We start from the raw sequence: 18,145 nt of genomic DNA, 5'->3' as shown, positions 1-18,145 counted from the left end.
TGAAATTGCGGTGCATTTGAGTATAGTTGATTTTAATCAAGGCATGCACTCCCAAGTGAAAATACAGAATTCAACCTGACTGAGTAATATCGTTTGCCGCACGGCTATGTTGTGCAGGCCCAAAAGATGATGATGACACAGAGGATGTTTCGGCATGGGGTTTAATCGCAAGCAGTGGATCGTAACCGGTGTGGCCGTGGTTTTGGTGGCCGGAGGCTATTATGCCTGGAAAGCACTGAGCGCGCCCGGATTGCCGGAAGGAATTGCTGGCGGAAATGGTCGCATCGAAGCCGTAGAGATCGACGTTTCCACCAAGAGCCCCGGACGTATCCGCGAAATCCTGGCCGATGAGGGGCAATTCGTTGAAGCGAATGCAGTTCTGGCACGCATGGATACGGATCAGCTCGAAAGTCAGCGCAAGCAGGCAGAAGCGCAACTGCGGCGAGCTGAAATAAGTATCGATACCGCGAAGAGCCTCGTCGCGCAGCGGGAAGCCGAACAAACTGCTGCTGAAGCGACCGTTGCGCAGCGCGAGGCGCAGCTGGATGCCGCCAATCGTCGGTTGGTTCGTTCGCAGCAACTGTCGGAATCACGCACGGTTTCTCAGCAGGTCCTCGATGATGATCGTGCAACTGCGCAAGGGGCTGAAGCAGCCGTAGGTGCTGCGAAGGCACAACTGGCAGCGACTGCCGCTGCGATCAGTGCGGCCAAGGCACAGGTTGTCGATGCAGAAGCTGCCGTTGAAGCGGCAAAGGCTGCCATTGCCACCATCGACACGGATATCAATGATGCCACTTTGCGTTCGCCAAAGCCGGGCCGCGTGCAATATCGTGTCGCACAACCGGGCGAGGTGCTGTCAGCTGGTGGTCGCGTGCTTAATCTGGTCGACGTCAGCGATGTCTATATGACCTTCTTCCTGCCGACCGCGCAGGCTGGTCGTGTAGCGATCGGGGCAGATGCACGCATTGTGCTCGATGCAGCACCTCAATATGTGATCCCGGCTACAATCAGCTTCGTTGCTGATGTGGCGCAGTTCACGCCGAAATCGGTTGAAACGGAAGAAGAGCGCCAGAAGCTCATGTTCCGCGTCAAGGCAAAGATCCCTCAGGATTTGCTTCAGAAATATATTCAGCAAGTCAAAACCGGACTTCCGGGAATGGCTTATGTGAAACTCGATCCCAATGCTGAATGGCCGAAGAACCTCGCGGAAACCGTAAAATGAGTGCGGCTTCGATAAAGGCTGGCGTGGGCGACGACAGCTTTGTCGTTCGCGCTGACAGCGTGACGCTGTCTTATGGATCGACGGAAGCGTTGCGCGATATTTCGCTCAATGTGCCTGCCGGTTGCATGGTGGGGCTGATCGGTCCTGACGGTGTTGGGAAGTCGAGCCTTCTGTCGCTGATTGCTGGCGCACGCGTTATGCAAAAGGGTAAGATCGAAGTGCTGGGCGGCGATATTGCCGATAAGCGCCATCGCCAGTCGGCTTTTCCGCGTATTGCCTATATGCCGCAAGGGCTGGGAAAAAACCTTTATCCGACGCTCTCTGTCTTCGAGAACATCGAGTTCTTTGGGCGACTGTTTGGGCATGACAAGCACGAGCGTGAGCGCCGTATAGCTGATCTTCTGGCACGAACGGGTATGTCGCCCTTTGCGGATCGCCCGGCGGGTAAGCTTTCCGGCGGTATGAAGCAGAAGACGAGTCTCTGCTGTTCGCTGATCCATGATCCCGATTTGTTGATCCTCGATGAGCCGACAACGGGTGTCGATCCTTTGTCGCGGCGTCAGTTCTGGGAGCTGATCGATGACATCCGCAAGGATCGTCCGGGTATGAGCGTTATTGTTGCGACGGCCTATATGGAAGAAGCGGAGCGCTTCGACTGGTTGGTTGCAATGAATGATGGCCAGATTCTTGCGACCGGCACGCCACAGGAACTGCTTGAGAAAACCAAAACGCCCAATCTTGATGCGGCCTTTATCGCGCTTTTGCCGGAAGAACTTCGTCGGGGGCATAGCGAAGTTGTCATGCCGCCACGCAATGCGCAGACAGATAGCGGTATCGCTATCGAGGCAGAGCATGTCACGGTGCGGTTTGGCAACTTTACGGCTGTCAATAATGTGAGTTTCCGTATTCCGCGCGGTGAGATTTTCGGCTTTCTCGGATCGAATGGCTGCGGCAAGTCCACGACCATGAAAGTGCTGACCGGGCTTTTGCCCGCGAGCGAAGGCACGGCGCGGCTGTTCGGACGTGAGGTCGATCCAAAGGATATCGATATACGTCGTCATGTCGGCTACATGTCACAGGCTTTCTCGCTCTATTCCGAGCTCACAGTTCATCAGAATCTTGAGCTACATGCCAAGCTGTTTGGTATGGCAGAGGACGATACCAAACGTAGAATCAAGGAACTGGCCCAAAGGTTTGATTTAGCTGGTGTTATGGATGATTTGCCGGACTCGATGCCGCTTGGCATTCGCCAGCGTTTGTCGCTGGCTGTGGCATTGATCCATTCACCGGACATTCTCATTCTCGATGAGCCGACATCGGGCGTCGATCCGGTTGCGCGCGATGCATTCTGGCAGATACTTGCCGATCTTTCGCGCAAGGATAATGTGACGATCTTTGTCTCGACCCATTTCATGAATGAAGCTGAACTGTGTGATCGTATCTCTTTGATGCATGCGGGTAAGGTGCTGATCAGTGATACGCCGAAGGCAATCACCGCCAGCCGCAATGCAGCAACGCTCGAAGATGCGTTTATTGCCTATCTCGAAGAAGCGATAGGTGAGACCGCGCCACAGAAAAACGATCAGGAAAAGGTCGATACGATACCGGAAAAGAAGCCGGAGAAGAGGATAACGCCTTCATCAAGCTGGTTGCCAAACCCGCGACGGATGCTGGCTTTCTCACGTCGCGAAGCGCTGGAGCTCAAGCGCGATCCGATTCGTGCGACACTCGCCATTCTTGGTACTGTCATTCTTATGTTCGTCATCGGCTATGGTATTAATCTTGACGTCGAAGACCTGACATTTGCGGTTCTTGATCGCGATGACACCACGATCAGCCGGGATTATACCCAGCAGCTTGCCGGTTCGCGCTATTTCACCGAAAAGCCACCAATTACCGACTATGACGATCTCGACCGACGGATGCGTGAGGGTGAGATTAGTCTTGCGATTGAAATTCCACCGAATTTTGGCAGCAATGTCGCGCATGGTCGTCCTGTTGAGGTGGCTGCCTGGATCGATGGTGCGATGCCAACGCGTGCCGAAACAGTACGTGGTTATGTGCAGGGGATGCATGCCAATTGGCTGACGCAGAAGGCGCGTGAGCTTTATGGAGATGCTGCCACCGTCGGCAATTTCAATCTCGAAATCCGCTATCGGTATAATCCGGACGTGCAGAGCCTTGTGGCTATGGTTCCAGCAGTCATCCCGCTTTTGCTTTTGATGATCCCGGCCATGCTCGCTGTGCTGAGCGTGGTGCGCGAGAAGGAACTTGGCTCAATCATCAATTTCTACGTAACGCCAGTTACGAAATTCGAGTTTCTGCTGGGCAAACAACTGCCCTATATCGCGCTGGCCTTCCTCAATTTCCTGATGTTGACAGCTTTTGCGGTTTTCATATTCCGTGTGCCATTTACTGGAAGCTTCCTGACCTATGCCACAGCAGCGCTGCTCTATGTCATCATCACGACTGGTATGGGCTTAGTGATATCGACCTTTATCAATAGCCAGATTGCAGCGATTTTCGGCACAGCATTGCTGACGCTCATTCCTGCTGTGCAATATTCTGGCATTATTGATCCTGTCTCATCCTTGCAGGGAGCGGGTGCCTTTATCGGGAAAATTTATCCGACAACCTATTTCGTGACGATCTCGCGCGGGACTTTCTCTAAGGCGCTCGATTTTACCGATCTGGCGGGGTCGTTTCTGCCGCTGCTGATTGCAATCCCGGTGCTTACCGTTCTCGGCATTGTTCTCCTCAAGAAACAGGCGGGCTGAGATGCGGGTTTCCAACATATTCCAGCTTGGCATCAAGGAACTGCGCGGACTGGCGCGCGATCCGATGCTTCTGCTGCTCATTGTCTATGCCTTCACGCTCGCAATCTACACGGCGGCAAAGGCTATGCCCGAAAACCTTAACAATGCAGCTATAGCCATTGTCGACGAGGATCAGTCGCCGGTTTCGGGGCGGATCACGACCGCGTTTTATCCGCCATATTTCGTGCCTCCCAAACTCATCTCGTCTCATGAGATGGATAAGCGCATGGATGCGGGGCTGGATACATTCGCACTCGATATCCCGCCGAATTTCCAGCGTGATCTTCTCGCGGGGCGTTCACCAACAATTCAGCTGAATGTTGATGCAACGCGCATGAGCCAGGCCTTCACGGGTGGTGGCTATGTGCAATCGATTGTCTCGAGCGAAGTTTCCGAGTTTCTCAATCGCTATCGCGGGGACACACAAACGCCAGTTGGCCTCAATTTGCGTGCGAGGTTCAATCAGGATCTGAACAAGGGGTGGTTCGGAGCGATTACCAATGTCATCTCGTCGGTGACGATGCTCTCAATTATTCTGACGGGTGCAGCCCTTATCCGTGAGCGCGAGCATGGCACCATCGAGCACCTTTTGGTGATGCCGGTAACGCCGCTTGAGATCATGATCTCCAAGGTCTGGTCTATGGGTATGGTGGTTCTGGTCGCTACGGCCTTTTCGCTGATCGTGGTGGTGCAGGGCGTTCTGGCGGTGCCGATCAACGGTTCACTGACACTGTTTCTGGCGGGGGCTGCATTGCAGCTTTTTGCAACCACCAGCCTTGGTATTTTCCTCGCAACGATTGCCGGTTCGATGCCGCAGTTTGGCCTTCTGCTGATGCTGGTTTTGCTGCCGCTTCAGGTTCTCTCAGGCGGTACAACGCCGCGTGAGAGCATGCCTGAAATTATCCAGAACATCATGCTGGCAGCACCCAACACGCATTTCGTAATGCTTGCGCAATCGGTGTTGTTCCGGGGGGCAGGACTCAGCGTCGTGTGGCCGCAATTACTGGCCATGATTGTAATTGGAAGCATTCTTTTCTTCTTCGCTCTGCGTCGTTTCCGTGACTTCCTGAGATAGAAAAACCTTTACAATTCAACCATCTGAATCGCTTCATTCCGAATGTGATTCAGATGGGGCATATTGTTGCAGTTGATAATCTTCCTTCCCCTTGCTATCGCTCGAACAGGAAACGGTTCTGCCCGAGAGGGTGGATGAAAAGGGAACACGGTGAAGCATTAAATTGCTGATGCCGAGACTGCCCCCGCAACTGTAACCGGCGAGTCATCCTCCCATGATCGTATCCCACGATCATAGCCACTGAACATTCGTGTTCGGGAAGGCGGAGGACCGATGAAGACCCGGAAGTCAGGAGACCTGCCGTATCCAGTCACCCATGGCTGACACGAGGGGTGTTCAGTCGCGGCCGTCCGTAGCGGTGACATTGTGAAATGTTGCCGTGGGACAAAGACAGGGGGCTTGCGCCCTGATTTCTGACACCTGCGGTGAAGCAACGCTTGCGCGCAGGAAGTAGAAATATGCATATTCTCCGACTATCCGCATACCTTGCATCGACCGTTCTTGTGGCGGTGCCGTTGGATGCTATCGCACAGACAAACCCAAATGCGCAGGATGGAGTCGTGCTCGACACCATCGTTGTTACGCCGCTCCGTCGCGCAACATCGTTGCAGCGTTCGACGTCTTCCGTCACGGTGATTGATAAGGCCGAGATAGAGCGTTCTGCCTCACCGGATCTCCAGTCGCTGCTGCAATATTATCCGGGCATTTCGATCACCACCAATGGCGGGCAGGGATCATCTTCCAATCTTTACATTCGTGGAATGTCATCGAAACAGACAGTCGTTCTGGTGAATGGCGTGCGAACAGCTTCGGCAACGACAGGCGCAACAGCGCTTTCCGATATTCCGCTGAGTTCGATTGATCGTATTGAAATCGCCAAAGGCGCGCATTCCTCGCAATATGGTGCCGATGCGATGGGCGGTGTCATCAACATCATCACCAGGCAGGGCGGAGTTTGTGGCGAGCGCTCTTTCTGCGGGAGCGCGACAACGGGCGTCATGCATCCGTGGGGCGGCTATGCGTCCGGTTCGCTGCAGGGACGCAGCAAAGACGGTATCGATTATGCCTTCGGCGCGGCTGTTACCGGCACACGGGGTTATAATTTCACGACTCCTGAAGCTTTTGGTTATGAGCCTGATCGCGACGGTTTTCTGCAGGGATCGTTCAACTTCGCGCTGTCGAAGGATTTCGACTGGGGCAAGATTTATACCGATGGTCTTTTGAGCCGAGGACGCAATCAATATGACGCCAAAGCGCCGTCAGCCAATGAAGCTTACACAACTGCATTCAGCGGCAAGCTTGGTGCGCGGATCGATCACACGTCAGACTGGTCTTCGACGATTGAACTCAGCTCTGGCCTCGATCATAGCAGGAATTTTCGCAAGAGCGTCAGTGGCTCGGACCGCTTTGAAACCAAGCGCTATGGCATCTTCGCTTCAACGGAAAAGCAGTTTGAAACGGGTAACGTTTTGCATGTGGTGACTGGTGGCGTTGAAGCTTACCGCGAAGAAGTGGATGCAACAACTGCTTATGCTGAGACGAGTCGCAATCTCGCTGCGATGTTTGGCCAATATTCACTTGAATATGATGCGCTGCGTTTTGATGGCGGTGTGCGCTATGACTACAATGAGCAGTTCGGTGATGTCGTGACGTATAATCTCGGTGCGAGTTACGAAATTCTGCCCGATCTCGTGCTGCGTTCGTCGTTCGGCACCGGCTTCCGTGCTCCTACCTTCAATGAGCTTTATTATCCCGGTTTTGCCAATGCCGATTTGCAACCGGAAAAATCACGCTCCTACGAGATTGGCCTCAACTGGCAGGCGACAGCCGATACAAGTCTAGATCTGGCTTTCTATAAGACCTGGCTGCGTGATGCGATCATGAGTACGGCGCCATCCTACCTGCCTTATAATATCGCACGAGCACAAGTGACGGGTTTTGAGGCGGCACTCGCCCATCGCCTCAATGAGACTTTGGCGATCAAAGGCTCACTGGACTTTAAGAAGCCAATTGATGAGGATACCGACAACGACCTGCCATATCGTGAACGGGTGAAAGCGATGGCAGAGGTGAACTTCAAGCCGGTTGAAAAACTCGATTTAACGGCAAGGATGCGTTACGGCGGCTCGCGCTACACGAGCGCTGCGAATACCAAAAAGCTTGATTCTTATGTGACGGCGGATTTCATCGCACTTTATGAGATTGATACCCAGTCGCAGTTTAAGTTCTCGGTGGAGAATATTTTTGACAAGGATTACCAGACGACGTCTGGCTATAATGCGCCGGGGCGCAGCTTCAATATCGGGCTGACGCGGAATTTCTGACGAGATATCCAATATGAAAACGCAGTTGGGATCATGGAAAATCAGGCTTGGCCTTGTGGCAGGCCTGTTTCTGGCTGCGTTTCACTCCGCTCAGGCGCAGGAGCGATCCAAGCGCGTGGTGTCGATCAATGTCTGCACTGATCAACTGGCGATGCTGCTGGCAGATGCCAGGCAACTACTATCGGTGTCGTATCTTTCGCGTGATCCGCTTTTGTCGGTCATGACTGAGAAGGCAAAGCAGCTTCCGGTCAATCATGGACAGGCAGAGGAAGTCTTTCTCATGAAGCCTGATCTGGTGCTGGCGGGCACGTTTTCTTCGCGGGCTACCGTCGGACTGCTTCGTGATCTCGGTGTGCGTGTTGAGGAGTTTGCGCCTGCACGCTCCTTTGAGGATATCAAGGTACATATGAAACGCATGGGTGAATTGTTGGGGCGCAACGAAGAAGCAGGTCAACAAATTGCTGCAATGGATGCAGCACTATCAGCAATCAAACGACCCGATCATAAGCGCTCCGTCGCGCTTTATTACGCAAACAGCTACACGTCAGGGCGCGGTACGCTGATCGATGAAGCGATCCGTCTGGCCGGGCTTGATAATATTGCCGACAAAGCCGGTGTTCGCGGCTCGGCCATGCTGCCGCTGGAAATGCTGGTGATGGAAAAGCCAGATATTCTCGTGCGCGGATCACGTGGTCGACCGCCAGCACTGGCTTTTGAGAATTTTGAGCACCCCGCATTGCGCGCGCTGGAAGGGCATACACGAACAGTGGCACTCAACGATAATCTGACCGTATGTGGTGGGCCGTTCAGCGTTGAGGCAGTGGCGAGACTTGCGGAGGCTGCGCGTGACTGAAACTAGCCGCTTCTATCTTCTGCTTTTTGCACTTGGCCTGTTGGTGCTTGTGCTGTTTGCACTTTCGCTGCTGGTTGGCCCGGCATCGATTAGCATTGGTGACAGTATCCGGGCGCTGCTGGGCGGACAGGGCGACGCGATCGTGTTGGTCATGCGTGAAATCCGGCTGCCGCGCGCACTGCTCGCTCTTCTGATCGGCGCTTCGCTTGGTCTTTCAGGAGCTGCTCTTCAGGGCTATTTGCGCAATCCGCTGGCCGAACCGGGATTGCTTGGTGTGAGTTCTTCTGCGTCGCTTGGGGCAGTGATTGCGATTTATACGGGATTGTCGCAGATTTTTCCGTTAGCCTTGCCATTGCTGGCGCTGGTCGGGGCGTTTGTGTCGGTGTTTCTGGTGAAGGTGCTTGCGGGGTGCCACGCGGGAACACTGGCCGTCATTCTCGCTGGCGTGGCAGTCACCAGTCTTGCGGGTGCGATGACAGCTTTGGCGCTCAATCTTTCACCCAATCCATTTGCTGCGATGGAAATCGTGTTCTGGATGTTGGGCTCGCTGGCCGACCGTTCCATGACCCATGTTTGGCTTGCTGCCCCCTTTGTCCTGATTGGCTGGGTGATGCTGTTTTCGCTGGGCCGTGCGCTGGACAGCCTTACATTGGGATCAGATGCTGCGGCCAGCATGGGCGTCAATCTTTCCCGCGTTCAGATTTTGGCGGTTCTTGGTACTGCGGCCAGTGTCGGGGCCTCAACAGCAGTCGCTGGTGCCATCGGTTTCGTAGGACTGGTGGTGCCACATATTCTGCGTCCGCTGGTCGGCGCACGACCTTCGCACCTACTTGTCGCCAGCGCCTTTGGCGGTGCTGCATTGCTGCTCGCAGCTGATGTATTAGTCCGGGTCATCATGCCGGGGCGCGAATTAAAACTCGGCGTGCTGACGGCAATCATCGGCGCTCCGTTCTTCCTGTGGCTGGTCTTCAAATATCGGAGGCGGCTGGTATGAGCATACTTTCAGTCCGCAATCTTGATGTGTCGCTAGGACGCAAAGCGGTGCTCGAAACTGTTGGTTTTGGGGCCGGTGAGGGCGAGTTTATCGGGCTGATCGGCCCGAACGGTGCAGGAAAGACCACGCTGTTGCGCGCGCTTCTGGGGCTGACGGTATCAACAGGCGACATGTTGCTTGATGGCTCGGACCTTAGAAAAATGCACGTGGCAGACCGCGCCAAGATCATCGCCTATCTACCGCAGGAGCGTGATGTTGCATGGCCGGTTTCGGTCAGAATGCTGGTGTCACTTGGGCGTTCGGCACTGAAGCCTGTTTTTGCCGGGCTTGATGGTGACGATGAAACCGTCGTTGAGACAGCAATGCAACGCATGGGCGTGGCTGAGCTTGCCTCGCGTCCCGCCAACGAACTTTCAGGTGGCGAAAGAGCACGGGCTCTGATCGCGCGTGTGCTGGCACAGGATACGCCGGTCATTCTGGCCGACGAGCCAGTGGCGGGGCTGGACCCGGCACATCAGCTGGAACTGATGGAACTGTTTGCCGGGTTGGCAACCGAGAAGAAGACGGTGATCGCCTCACTCCATGATCTTGGTTTAGCTGCGAAATATTGCACACGGCTGATCGTGCTGAATAAGGGCAGGCTGGTTGTGGATGGCGCGCCGGAGGATGTGTTAACCCCGGCGCTACTGAAAGATGTCTACGGCATCGATGCGCGGTTGATGAAGATCGATGATGATTTCATCGTTCATACCCGCAAGCGCCTCCGATAGTTCATACCTTCTTCCATTGCCGCTCGCGGCTGGAAGCATAGATGGCTTCGATGGTTTTTTGCACCTCATAGCCTTCGCGGAAATCGGCATGGCCGGTATTCTGTCCTGCGATGCTCAACAGGAAGTCACGCACTTCTATGGTTTTCAGATCATTGAAGCCAATCTGGTGCCCGCCAGCCACGCAGAAAGCACCATAAGGTTCGTGATCAGGACCAGCGAAAATCTTGCGGAAACCCTGCTGCCCTTTCTTATCTGAGAAAAGAAACAGGTCGAGTTCGTTGAAGCGCTCCTGCGAAAAGAAGATCGAGCCCTTTGAGCCCGATATTTCGAAATCATGCTGCATCTTGCGACCGCTGGCGACCCAGTTCGCTTCCAGCGTTCCGGTAGCGCCGTTCCCGAACGACACGAAGGCGTGGCAAATGTCGTCCACTTCCACCGCTTTCATCTGAGATGACTTGTTGTGGTCCGGGCGCTCAGCAATCGCTGTCACGCTTTTGCCCATCACCTCGGCAATGGGGCCAACCAGATAGCGCGCTGCGGCAATGATATGACTGCCGATATCGGCAAGTGCGCCGCCACCGCTTGCCGGATCAAGTCGCCAGGTCCATGGAATGCGGTGATCTGCCATAAAGTCCTCGGCATGAATGCCGCGGAAATTTCTGATTTCGCCGATTTCGCCGCTATCGATGATGTCTTTCGCAAGCTTGATCATCGGGTTTTTGAGATAGTTAAAGCCGACCGCGGCTTTAACGCCCTCTCGTTCGGCAGCGAGTGTCATTTCAAGACATTCGGCAGCAGTCGGAGCCAACGGTTTTTCGCAATAGACGTGCTTGCCAGCATTAATTGCTGCGAGCGCCATTTCCTTATGAAAGCGGTTTGGCGTGGTGATGTCGACCAGATTGATGGCCGGATTAGCAATCAGGTCGTGCCAATTGCCTGTCGCATGCGCAAAGCCGAGCTGACGCGCTGCGCGTAAGGCAGTGTTTTCATCCACATCGGCCAGCGTATGTAGTTCGACCGTCATCGGCAGGTCGAAAATCCGGTTTACATTTGCAAGGGCGAGAGCATGAGTTTTACCCATGAAACCCGAGCCGATCAGGCCTGCTACAACTGCCATTCTCTCCTCCCAGAGTTAAATTGCATGTGCATTTCGACTGCTGCTTATGTGATTGACATGAGCTAACAGAAATGGAATTATAATTCCACGAGAAATTTCTAATGAATGTTTCATTCTATTAAGGATCGAAGGTCAGATCAAAATTGCCGGGATCAAATGCGTGGAGGCAGCCCCGGAATTAGTTCTGAACAAGGTGCAGATAAATTAACAAACCGGCGGGGAGTGCCGGGTAGGGAGGAGTGAACATGAAATCGCTTTTGAAGTCGGCAGTCGCTGGGGTTGCTCTGATGGCTGCGTCGTTTGCGGCGCAGGCACAGGAAGTCAGCATTGTGGTTGTGAGCCACGGTCAGGCATCTGATCCGTTCTGGTCGGTTGTGAAGAATGGCGTTGCAGAAGCCGCCAAGGATACGGGTGCAAAGGTTGATTATCGCGCGCCTGAAACATTCGATATGGTGCAGATGGCGCAGCTCATTGATGCTGCAATCAACCAGAATCCGCAGGGCATTGTTGTTTCGATCCCGGATGCGGATGCGCTGGGACCGTCGATTGAACGTGCTGTTGCAGCCGGTATTCCGGTTATTTCGATGAACGCAGGTTCTGATGCATCCAAAAAGCTTGGTGCGCTGCTGCACGTTGGTCAGGATGAGTTCGATGCTGGCAAGGTTGCCGGTGAGGCGCTTAAAAAAGCTGGCGGCAAGAAGGGCATCTGCGTCAATCAGGAAGTCGGTAACGTCTCGCTCGATCAGCGTTGCGCAGGGTTCAAGGAAGGCTTTGGCGACGTAACAGTTCTGCCAACCTCGGCTGATCCGACCGAAAACGAATCCAAGGTCCGTGCAGCGCTTGCATCTGACACGACGGTCGATACGATCCTGACGCTGAATGCAACACTGGCTGGTGAGCCAGCAGTAAAGGCTGCTTCGGAAAGCGGTCGCGACGGCATTCATATTGCCACTTTCGATATGTCGGCTGGCTTCCTCGAAGCTGTCGAAAATGGGAAAGCGGATTTTGCGATTGACCAGCAGCAGTTCCTGCAGGGTTATCTGCCGGTCGCTTTCCTTGCACTCAATGCAAAATATGGTCTGATGCCGGGCGGTAATGTGCCGTCGGGTCCGAACCTGATTACCAAGGATAAGGCCAAGCAAGTAGTTGAGCTGTCTGCCAAGGGCATCCGCTAAGTAGAGCAAAGCATAATTTTGAATGACCCACCCGCCCATGAAAATGGGCGGGAACGGGTTTCCATATCCACAAGCTCGCGACCTTCAGGTCGCGTGGTCTGGAGCGCGTTTCTCTCAGGTTGAATCAAAGCGGTGCTCTAGTGGATTGTTTTAATGCGTATTTTTACAGATACGTTTGAAGGAGGAAAGCATGAGTGAGCCAACGTCATCAGAGCAGCCTGCTCAGGCCGCCGCAAATGGCCCGGCGATCACAGCTGCGCAGCGGGATGAACGGCTGAAGAATGCCAGCGCTCTCCAACGGATGCTCAGTCGTCCTGAGCTGGGAGCGGTTTCAGGCCTCGTGCTCATCACGATCTTCTTCCTGTCGACAGCCAATCCGGCAATGTTCACGGCTGCCGGTATTATGAATTTCATGGCGCCAGCATCACAATTGGGTATTCTGGCTGTTGCTGCTGCTCTTCTCATGATCGGCGGCGAGTTCGATCTTTCTATCGGATCGATGATTGCGTTCGCTGGTCTCATATTTGCCGCAGCACTTGTTGTCTTGCAGGTGCCGCTTGTCGTTGCAATCATTCTGACGCTGGTTTTCGCGGCTCTTGTGGGCGCGGTGAATGCGCAAATTGTGCTCAAAACCGGATTGCCGTCCTTCATCGTAACCCTGGCATTTCTCTTTATCCTGCGCGGACTTTCGCTTGTCGGTCTCAAATGGGCAACGGGCGGTGCAACGCAGCTGCGCGGTGTGAAAGAAGCCGTTGGCACCAGCTATCTTGCCGGATTGTTTTCGGGTGATGCTTTTCAGGGGCTGTTCGCATGGCTTGCCGAAAAAGACCTGATTGCGAAATTTCCCAATGGTCAGCCGACTGTCAAAGGCGTGCCAGTAGAAGTGCTTTGGTTTATCGGCATCGCATTACTGGCCACATACGTTCTTGTGCGAACACGCTTTGGCAACTGGATTTTTGCTTCTGGCGGTGACGCACTGGCAGCGCGTAATTCCGGTGTACCGGTCCGCCGCGTAAAGACCATTCTATTCATGTGTACGGCAATGGCTGCGGCGCTGGTCGCGATCCTGACCGTTCTCGATGCGGGATCGACCGATGCGCGGCGCGGCTTTCAAAAAGAGTTCGAGGCGATCATCGCAGCAGTTATTGGCGGCTGTTTGCTGACGGGTGGTTATGGTTCAGCCATTGGCGCATTCTTCGGCTCGATCATTTTCGGCATGGTGCTGATCGGCCTGACTTACACGACGATTGATCAGGACTGGTATCTGGTGTTCCTCGGTGGGATGCTGCTCATTGCCGTCCTCTTCAACAACTTCATCCGCAAGCGCGCCACTGGTGAGCGATAGGTTTCAGCATTCATGCAGTTTCGGACGGAAAGCCGGTTTCCACTTTTCCTGAAACTGCGTTGATAGGGAAGGCAAATCATGACAACCCCGATCATTGAAATTCGCAATCTTGTCAAACACTTCGGCCCGGTTATTGCGCTGAATGGCGTTTCACTGAGTGTGGAACCAGGGCAGGTGCATTGCCTGCTTGGCGATAACGGTGCAGGAAAGTCGACATTGATCAAGACGCTTTCAGGCGTTCATAAACCGACCAGCGGTGAGTTCTTCGTTGATGGCAAGCAAGTTGTCTTCAACAGTCCACGTGATGCGCTGGATCACGGTATTGCAACGGTCTATCAGGACCTTGCCATGATCCCGTTGATGTCAGTGATGCGGAATTTCTTTCTCGGACGCGAACCCACAAAGGGAATTGGACCAGTTCGATGGTTCGACGCACAATTTGCTGAAGATGTGACGCGCGAAGAGATGAAGAAAATCGGCATCGATGTGCGCGATCCACAGCAGGCAGTTGGAACGCTTTCTGGCGGCGAGCGGCAATGTGTTGCCATTGCGCGAGCGGTTTATTTTGGTGCGAAGGTGCTGATCCTCGATGAGCCGACATCCGCTCTTGGTGTGCGTCAGACAGCTATGGTGCTGAAATACATCAATCTCGTTCGCGAACGTGGGCTCGGCGTCATCTTCATCACGCATAATGTACGCCATGCCCATGCCGTTGGTGACAAGTTCACGGTACTTAATCGCGGCGCTACTCTTGGAACGCGCACGAGAAGCGATGTTGATATGGATGAGTTGCAAAGTTTGATGGCTGGCGGTCAGGAATTAGCCGATCTGTCGTCAGCACTTGGTGGGCGGGTTTAACTTCAATCTGGAGCTGGGAATGAGCGGACAATTGACGGGTAAGGTTGCGGTCATCACTGGCGGCACCCAGGGGCTTGGTGCGGCCACCGCGCGGCTTTTCGCAGAACGGGGTGCAAAAGGCATCGTGATTTGCGGGCGTTCAGCGGAGAAGGGCAAGGCACAGGTAAGTGTCCTGGAAAAGCTGGGTGCGAAGGCCGTCTTTGTTCAGGCTGATCTCGAAAAGATCGAAGATTGCCGCAAAGTAATTGCCGAGGCGGATCGGGCTTTCGGACAGCTTGATATTCTTGTCAATGCAGCCGGGCTGACGGATCGCGGTGATATACTCGACACCACGCCGGAATTGTTTGATCGGCTATTTGCAGTCAATACGCGTGCACCATTCTTCCTCATTCAGGAAGCAGTTAAGCTCTTCCGTCGGGACAAGGTCGAGGGAGCGATTGTCAATATATCCTCCATGTCTTCCATGGGAGGCCAGCCCTTCATCGCGGCTTACTGCGCTTCCAAGGGGGCGCTCGATACATTGACCCGCAATGTCGCTTATTCGGTGTTGCGCAACCGTATCCGTGTCAACAGCCTCAATATCGGCTGGATGGCATCGGATGGTGAAGACCGTATCCAGCGTGAGTTTCATGGTGCGCCCGCCAACTGGCTTGATGAAGCTGTTAAAGCGCAACCATTTGGTCGCCTGATCGATCCTGCCGAAGTTGCCCGGGCGATTGCCTTTCTCGCATCGGAAGAATCTGGCTTGATGACCGGTGCAATCGTCAATTTCGATCAGTCGATTTGGGGCGCGTACGATTCGTCGCCACACCCTGAACAGCCGCTTTGACGTACTTGCCAGACCATTCTGTGCAAAATCCTTCATAAATGTGCAGGATTTTTTGCACCGGATGGTCAAAAAACTCAGATCTCTCGCGATCCTGCTTGCTCTTACAAATTCTTGTGATTAACCAATCAGTTCTTAGATATGGTTGAAATTGCGCTAAAAGGATGAGAAATCGTGGAGCAGGCAACGAGCGGAAAACGCAAAGGCGGACGCAAAGCGCTTTGGGCAGCTGTAGCAGTCATCGCCATAGCGGCAGCAGGTGCGGTCGGATACAAGATTACCCTTGAGAAAACGATCAATGCTCAGCTTGAAAGACGTGGCGGCAAGGCTGCTTCGGTTTCTGCCGACTTTCTCGGTCGTATTCATCTGACCGATGTGGTCCTGCCACTGAAAGATGGAACGAATGTAACAATCGCTTCGATTGAAGGCCGCCCGAAAATCCTGTTTCTGAATGGCATGTTGGATGCCAAGGGCATCAATACGGAGATCGCGCAGTTCAAGATTTCGCTGCCGAGCGTTCGTATTGATGATGCGAATTTCGATATCCAGATGTTGCGCGACACCTTTGGTAACGGCGAGTTGAGCCTTGCCGAGCGCGTGGGACGTGTTTCGGCCAAGCGTATGTCGGTGCCGGAAATCAACATTGTTCAAATGCTGAACGATAAGGAACAGAAGACGTCTTATAAAGATGTCACTCTGGAAGACATCGTTCATGGTCATGTCACACGCTATTCTTCAAGCGGTGCAACCTTCGATCTTGATCTGTCGTTGCCGGATGAAAACGGCACGATCAACGAAGAGCGTATGGCTGGCACGATCGGTGCGTCTGAAGGCAAAGATATCGATGGTGTGTTCATCGCACGTCTTTATACGGAAAAGGCTGGCCCGAACGATACCGAAGCAAAGCCGGTTTACGGACCGTTCTCAGCAAAGAATATCGTCGTAAAGGGCACGAAGTCGAGCTTCAGCTATGATGAAGTTCGTAGCAACGGCTTTACGATGCGCCTGCCTGCAGAGCCGTTTACGGAAACGCTGCAGAAGCTTGAAACTGTCAAGAATATCGAAGACCTTTCACTGGAAGAGCGTAAAGAGTTCTTCACGCGGCTGATTGGTATCTTCGATACGATTGGCAAGGGTGATGTCGAGTTGCTCGGAATGAAGATCCAGCCGGGCGATCCTGAAAAGGGCGAAGGCAAAATCGATAAGATGGCGATGGCTTTCGATAACAAGAAGCTCGACATGTCTCTTAATGGATTTGCTGCGGGCAATGGTACCGATTCAGTGAAACTTGATGAATTCTCGCTCAAGGGTTTCAACTGGGCGCCTTCGGCAGAAGCGGTGACGAAATTTGCCGGCTTGAGCGACGAGGAAATGGAAAATTTCCCGTTCACAACGATGCTGCCTGAATTTGGCACATTGGTCGTTAAAGGTATTGATGCCGATTTGCCGGGCGACGAGCATGCCAATGATGACATTGATGTTGAACAAGATCAGGACAGTGCTGCGACACCACCAACAACCGGTCTGCCTGAACGTATCAAGTTCAGCATGAAGAGCTATGAGCTTGCATTGAACAAGCCATATAACGGTATTCCGACCGATATACGCGTTGCATACGAAGACATGTCTTTGCCGGTGCCAGCCAACAGCAACGAAGAAATGTATCAACAGCTGCGTAAGCTCGGTTATGAGCACGTGAGTATTTCTTCCAATCTGGAAGCCAATTGGAACGAAGCGGACCAAAGCCTCGTGATCAAGGACCTTTCGGTCAGCGGCAAGGATATGGGCAAGGTCTCCATGTCTGGTCTGATGGGCGGGTTCACCAAAGAGTTCTTCTCCGGTGACAAGGTGCTGGCACAGGTTGCACTTCTGGGTCTGAAAGCCCGTGAAGTGAAGCTCAAGATCGAAGAGCAGGGCATCATCGCCAAAGGTCTTCAGTTCTATGCTGATGAAAACAACATGACGGTTGATGAAGCGCGCAGCACTCTGACGCTGATTGCGAGCGCTGTTCTACAGGAGCTTGCAGCTGATCAACCGAAGCTTCAGGATGCGATTACGGCATTCTCCACTTTCATCGCGAAGCCGAACGTTTTTGAACTGACCGTAAAATCCAAATCCGAAAAGGGTATTGGTGCATTGGAAATGGTCGCTGCATCGCAGGATCCATTCTTGATGCTCGACAAGGTCGATATCGAAGCGAAAGCTGAATAAGGGGTTTTGTCCCTATCAAATGATCAACAGGAAACGCCGGCTTTGATCAGCCGGCGTTTGCTTTTTTCGAGTGCTTTCAGATAGGGTGTAGAAGTAAGATCCTCCATCATTCGGATTCACCAAATGCTTAAAAACATAAACCCACTGCTCACCGGATCACTTCTCGAAGTGCTTGCAGATATGGGCCATGGCGACGATCTGGTTATTGTTGACGCCAATTATCCCGCACAGGCTTCTGGTGTGCAGGTTCTGGATTTTCCGGGTATCAGTGCGACTGATGTTGCAGAAGCTGTGCTCTCACTGCTGCCGCTGGACGACTTTGTCGATAAGCCAGCAGCCGTGATGGAAGCGCCGAATGAAACGCCCGCGATTTTTGGTGAGTTTGAAGCCATCATCGAGAAGGCTGAAGGACGCAAGATTGCGGTCGATCCGATTGAACGCTTTGCGTTCTATGATCGCGCGACTACTGCCTATGCAGTCATACGCTCTGGCGAAAAGCGTCTCTACGGCAATATCATTTTCAAGAAGGGCGTTATTCGCTCGTAACTGAAATAAAATA

The 18,145-nt window shown here is 53.4% G+C and carries 14 protein-coding genes and 1 riboswitch; of the genes, 13 read left to right on the top strand and 1 reads right to left on the bottom strand.

What is annotated here, in order from left to right:
* The first annotated feature begins 154 nt into the window (after positions 1-154).
* The 7 genes from CEV33_RS07700 to CEV33_RS07670 all read left to right on the top strand — a co-directional run bounded on the left by CEV33_RS07700 (position 155) and on the right by CEV33_RS07670 (position 10,054).
* On the top strand, positions 155-1,222 hold the full coding sequence (locus tag CEV33_RS07700; protein WP_094539861.1) for an HlyD family secretion protein: 1,068 nt from the start codon (positions 155-157) through the stop codon (positions 1,220-1,222).
* A complete protein-coding gene (gene rbbA / locus CEV33_RS07695; protein WP_374816716.1) occupies positions 1,189-3,999 on the top strand; it encodes a ribosome-associated ATPase/putative transporter RbbA in 2,811 nt (936 codons plus the stop codon). The genes CEV33_RS07700 and rbbA overlap by 34 nt, the downstream gene beginning before the upstream one ends.
* A gap of 1 nt (position 4,000) precedes the next feature.
* On the top strand, positions 4,001-5,113 hold the full coding sequence (locus CEV33_RS07690) for an ABC transporter permease (protein WP_094539859.1): 1,113 nt from the start codon (positions 4,001-4,003) through the stop codon (positions 5,111-5,113).
* Positions 5,114-5,209: 96 nt separating this feature from the next.
* A riboswitch (cobalamin riboswitch) is annotated at positions 5,210-5,432 on the top strand.
* 139 nt (positions 5,433-5,571) lie between these two features.
* Positions 5,572-7,437 (top strand): TonB-dependent receptor domain-containing protein, encoded by a 1,866-nt coding sequence (locus CEV33_RS07685; protein ID WP_094539858.1) that lies wholly within the window; start codon positions 5,572-5,574, stop codon positions 7,435-7,437.
* A gap of 13 nt (positions 7,438-7,450) precedes the next feature.
* Positions 7,451-8,290: an ABC transporter substrate-binding protein gene (locus tag CEV33_RS07680; protein ID WP_094539857.1), complete on the top strand. Its 840-nt coding sequence runs from the start codon at positions 7,451-7,453 to the stop codon at positions 8,288-8,290.
* On the top strand, positions 8,283-9,284 hold the full coding sequence (locus CEV33_RS07675) for a FecCD family ABC transporter permease (RefSeq protein WP_094539856.1): 1,002 nt from the start codon (positions 8,283-8,285) through the stop codon (positions 9,282-9,284). The genes CEV33_RS07680 and CEV33_RS07675 overlap by 8 nt, the downstream gene beginning before the upstream one ends.
* The gene (locus tag CEV33_RS07670) at positions 9,281-10,054 is read left to right on the top strand and encodes an ABC transporter ATP-binding protein (RefSeq protein ID WP_094539855.1); all 774 of its coding nucleotides are present in this window, start codon (positions 9,281-9,283) and stop codon (positions 10,052-10,054) included. Before CEV33_RS07675 ends, CEV33_RS07670 begins: the two co-directional genes overlap by 4 nt.
* 1 nt (position 10,055) lies before the next feature.
* Here CEV33_RS07670 and CEV33_RS07665 read toward each other — a convergent pair whose 3' ends face one another.
* Positions 10,056-11,171, bottom strand: coding sequence for a Gfo/Idh/MocA family protein (locus tag CEV33_RS07665; protein ID WP_094539854.1), 1,116 nt, complete (start codon positions 11,169-11,171; stop codon positions 10,056-10,058).
* 245 nt (positions 11,172-11,416) lie between these two features.
* Between CEV33_RS07665 and CEV33_RS07660 the strand changes: the two genes are divergently transcribed.
* The 6 genes from CEV33_RS07660 to CEV33_RS07635 all read left to right on the top strand — a co-directional run bounded on the left by CEV33_RS07660 (position 11,417) and on the right by CEV33_RS07635 (position 18,132).
* On the top strand, positions 11,417-12,346 hold the full coding sequence (locus CEV33_RS07660) for a sugar ABC transporter substrate-binding protein (protein WP_094539853.1): 930 nt from the start codon (positions 11,417-11,419) through the stop codon (positions 12,344-12,346).
* 190 nt (positions 12,347-12,536) lie between these two features.
* On the top strand, positions 12,537-13,691 hold the full coding sequence (locus tag CEV33_RS07655; protein ID WP_094539852.1) for an ABC transporter permease: 1,155 nt from the start codon (positions 12,537-12,539) through the stop codon (positions 13,689-13,691).
* A gap of 78 nt (positions 13,692-13,769) precedes the next feature.
* Positions 13,770-14,549 carry an ATP-binding cassette domain-containing protein gene (locus CEV33_RS07650; RefSeq protein ID WP_094539851.1) on the top strand — a complete coding sequence of 260 codons (780 nt, stop codon included), beginning with the start codon at positions 13,770-13,772 and terminating at the stop codon, positions 14,547-14,549.
* A 19-nt stretch (positions 14,550-14,568) separates the two neighbouring features.
* Entirely contained in the window at positions 14,569-15,378 is an 810-nt protein-coding gene (locus CEV33_RS07645; protein ID WP_094539850.1) for an SDR family oxidoreductase, read from the top strand.
* Positions 15,379-15,549: 171 nt separating this feature from the next.
* Positions 15,550-17,586 (top strand): hypothetical protein, encoded by a 2,037-nt coding sequence (locus CEV33_RS24430; RefSeq protein WP_235818380.1) that lies wholly within the window; start codon positions 15,550-15,552, stop codon positions 17,584-17,586.
* A gap of 123 nt (positions 17,587-17,709) precedes the next feature.
* The gene (locus CEV33_RS07635; RefSeq protein ID WP_094539849.1) at positions 17,710-18,132 is read left to right on the top strand and encodes an RbsD/FucU family protein; all 423 of its coding nucleotides are present in this window, start codon (positions 17,710-17,712) and stop codon (positions 18,130-18,132) included.
* Positions 18,133-18,145: the final 13 nt, after the last annotated feature.

Origin of the sequence: Brucella grignonensis, assembly GCF_002252505.1 — a bacterium.
Taxonomy (GTDB): Bacteria; Pseudomonadota; Alphaproteobacteria; order Rhizobiales; family Rhizobiaceae; genus Brucella; species Brucella grignonensis.
This window is presented reverse-complemented; position numbering and strand designations above follow the sequence as displayed.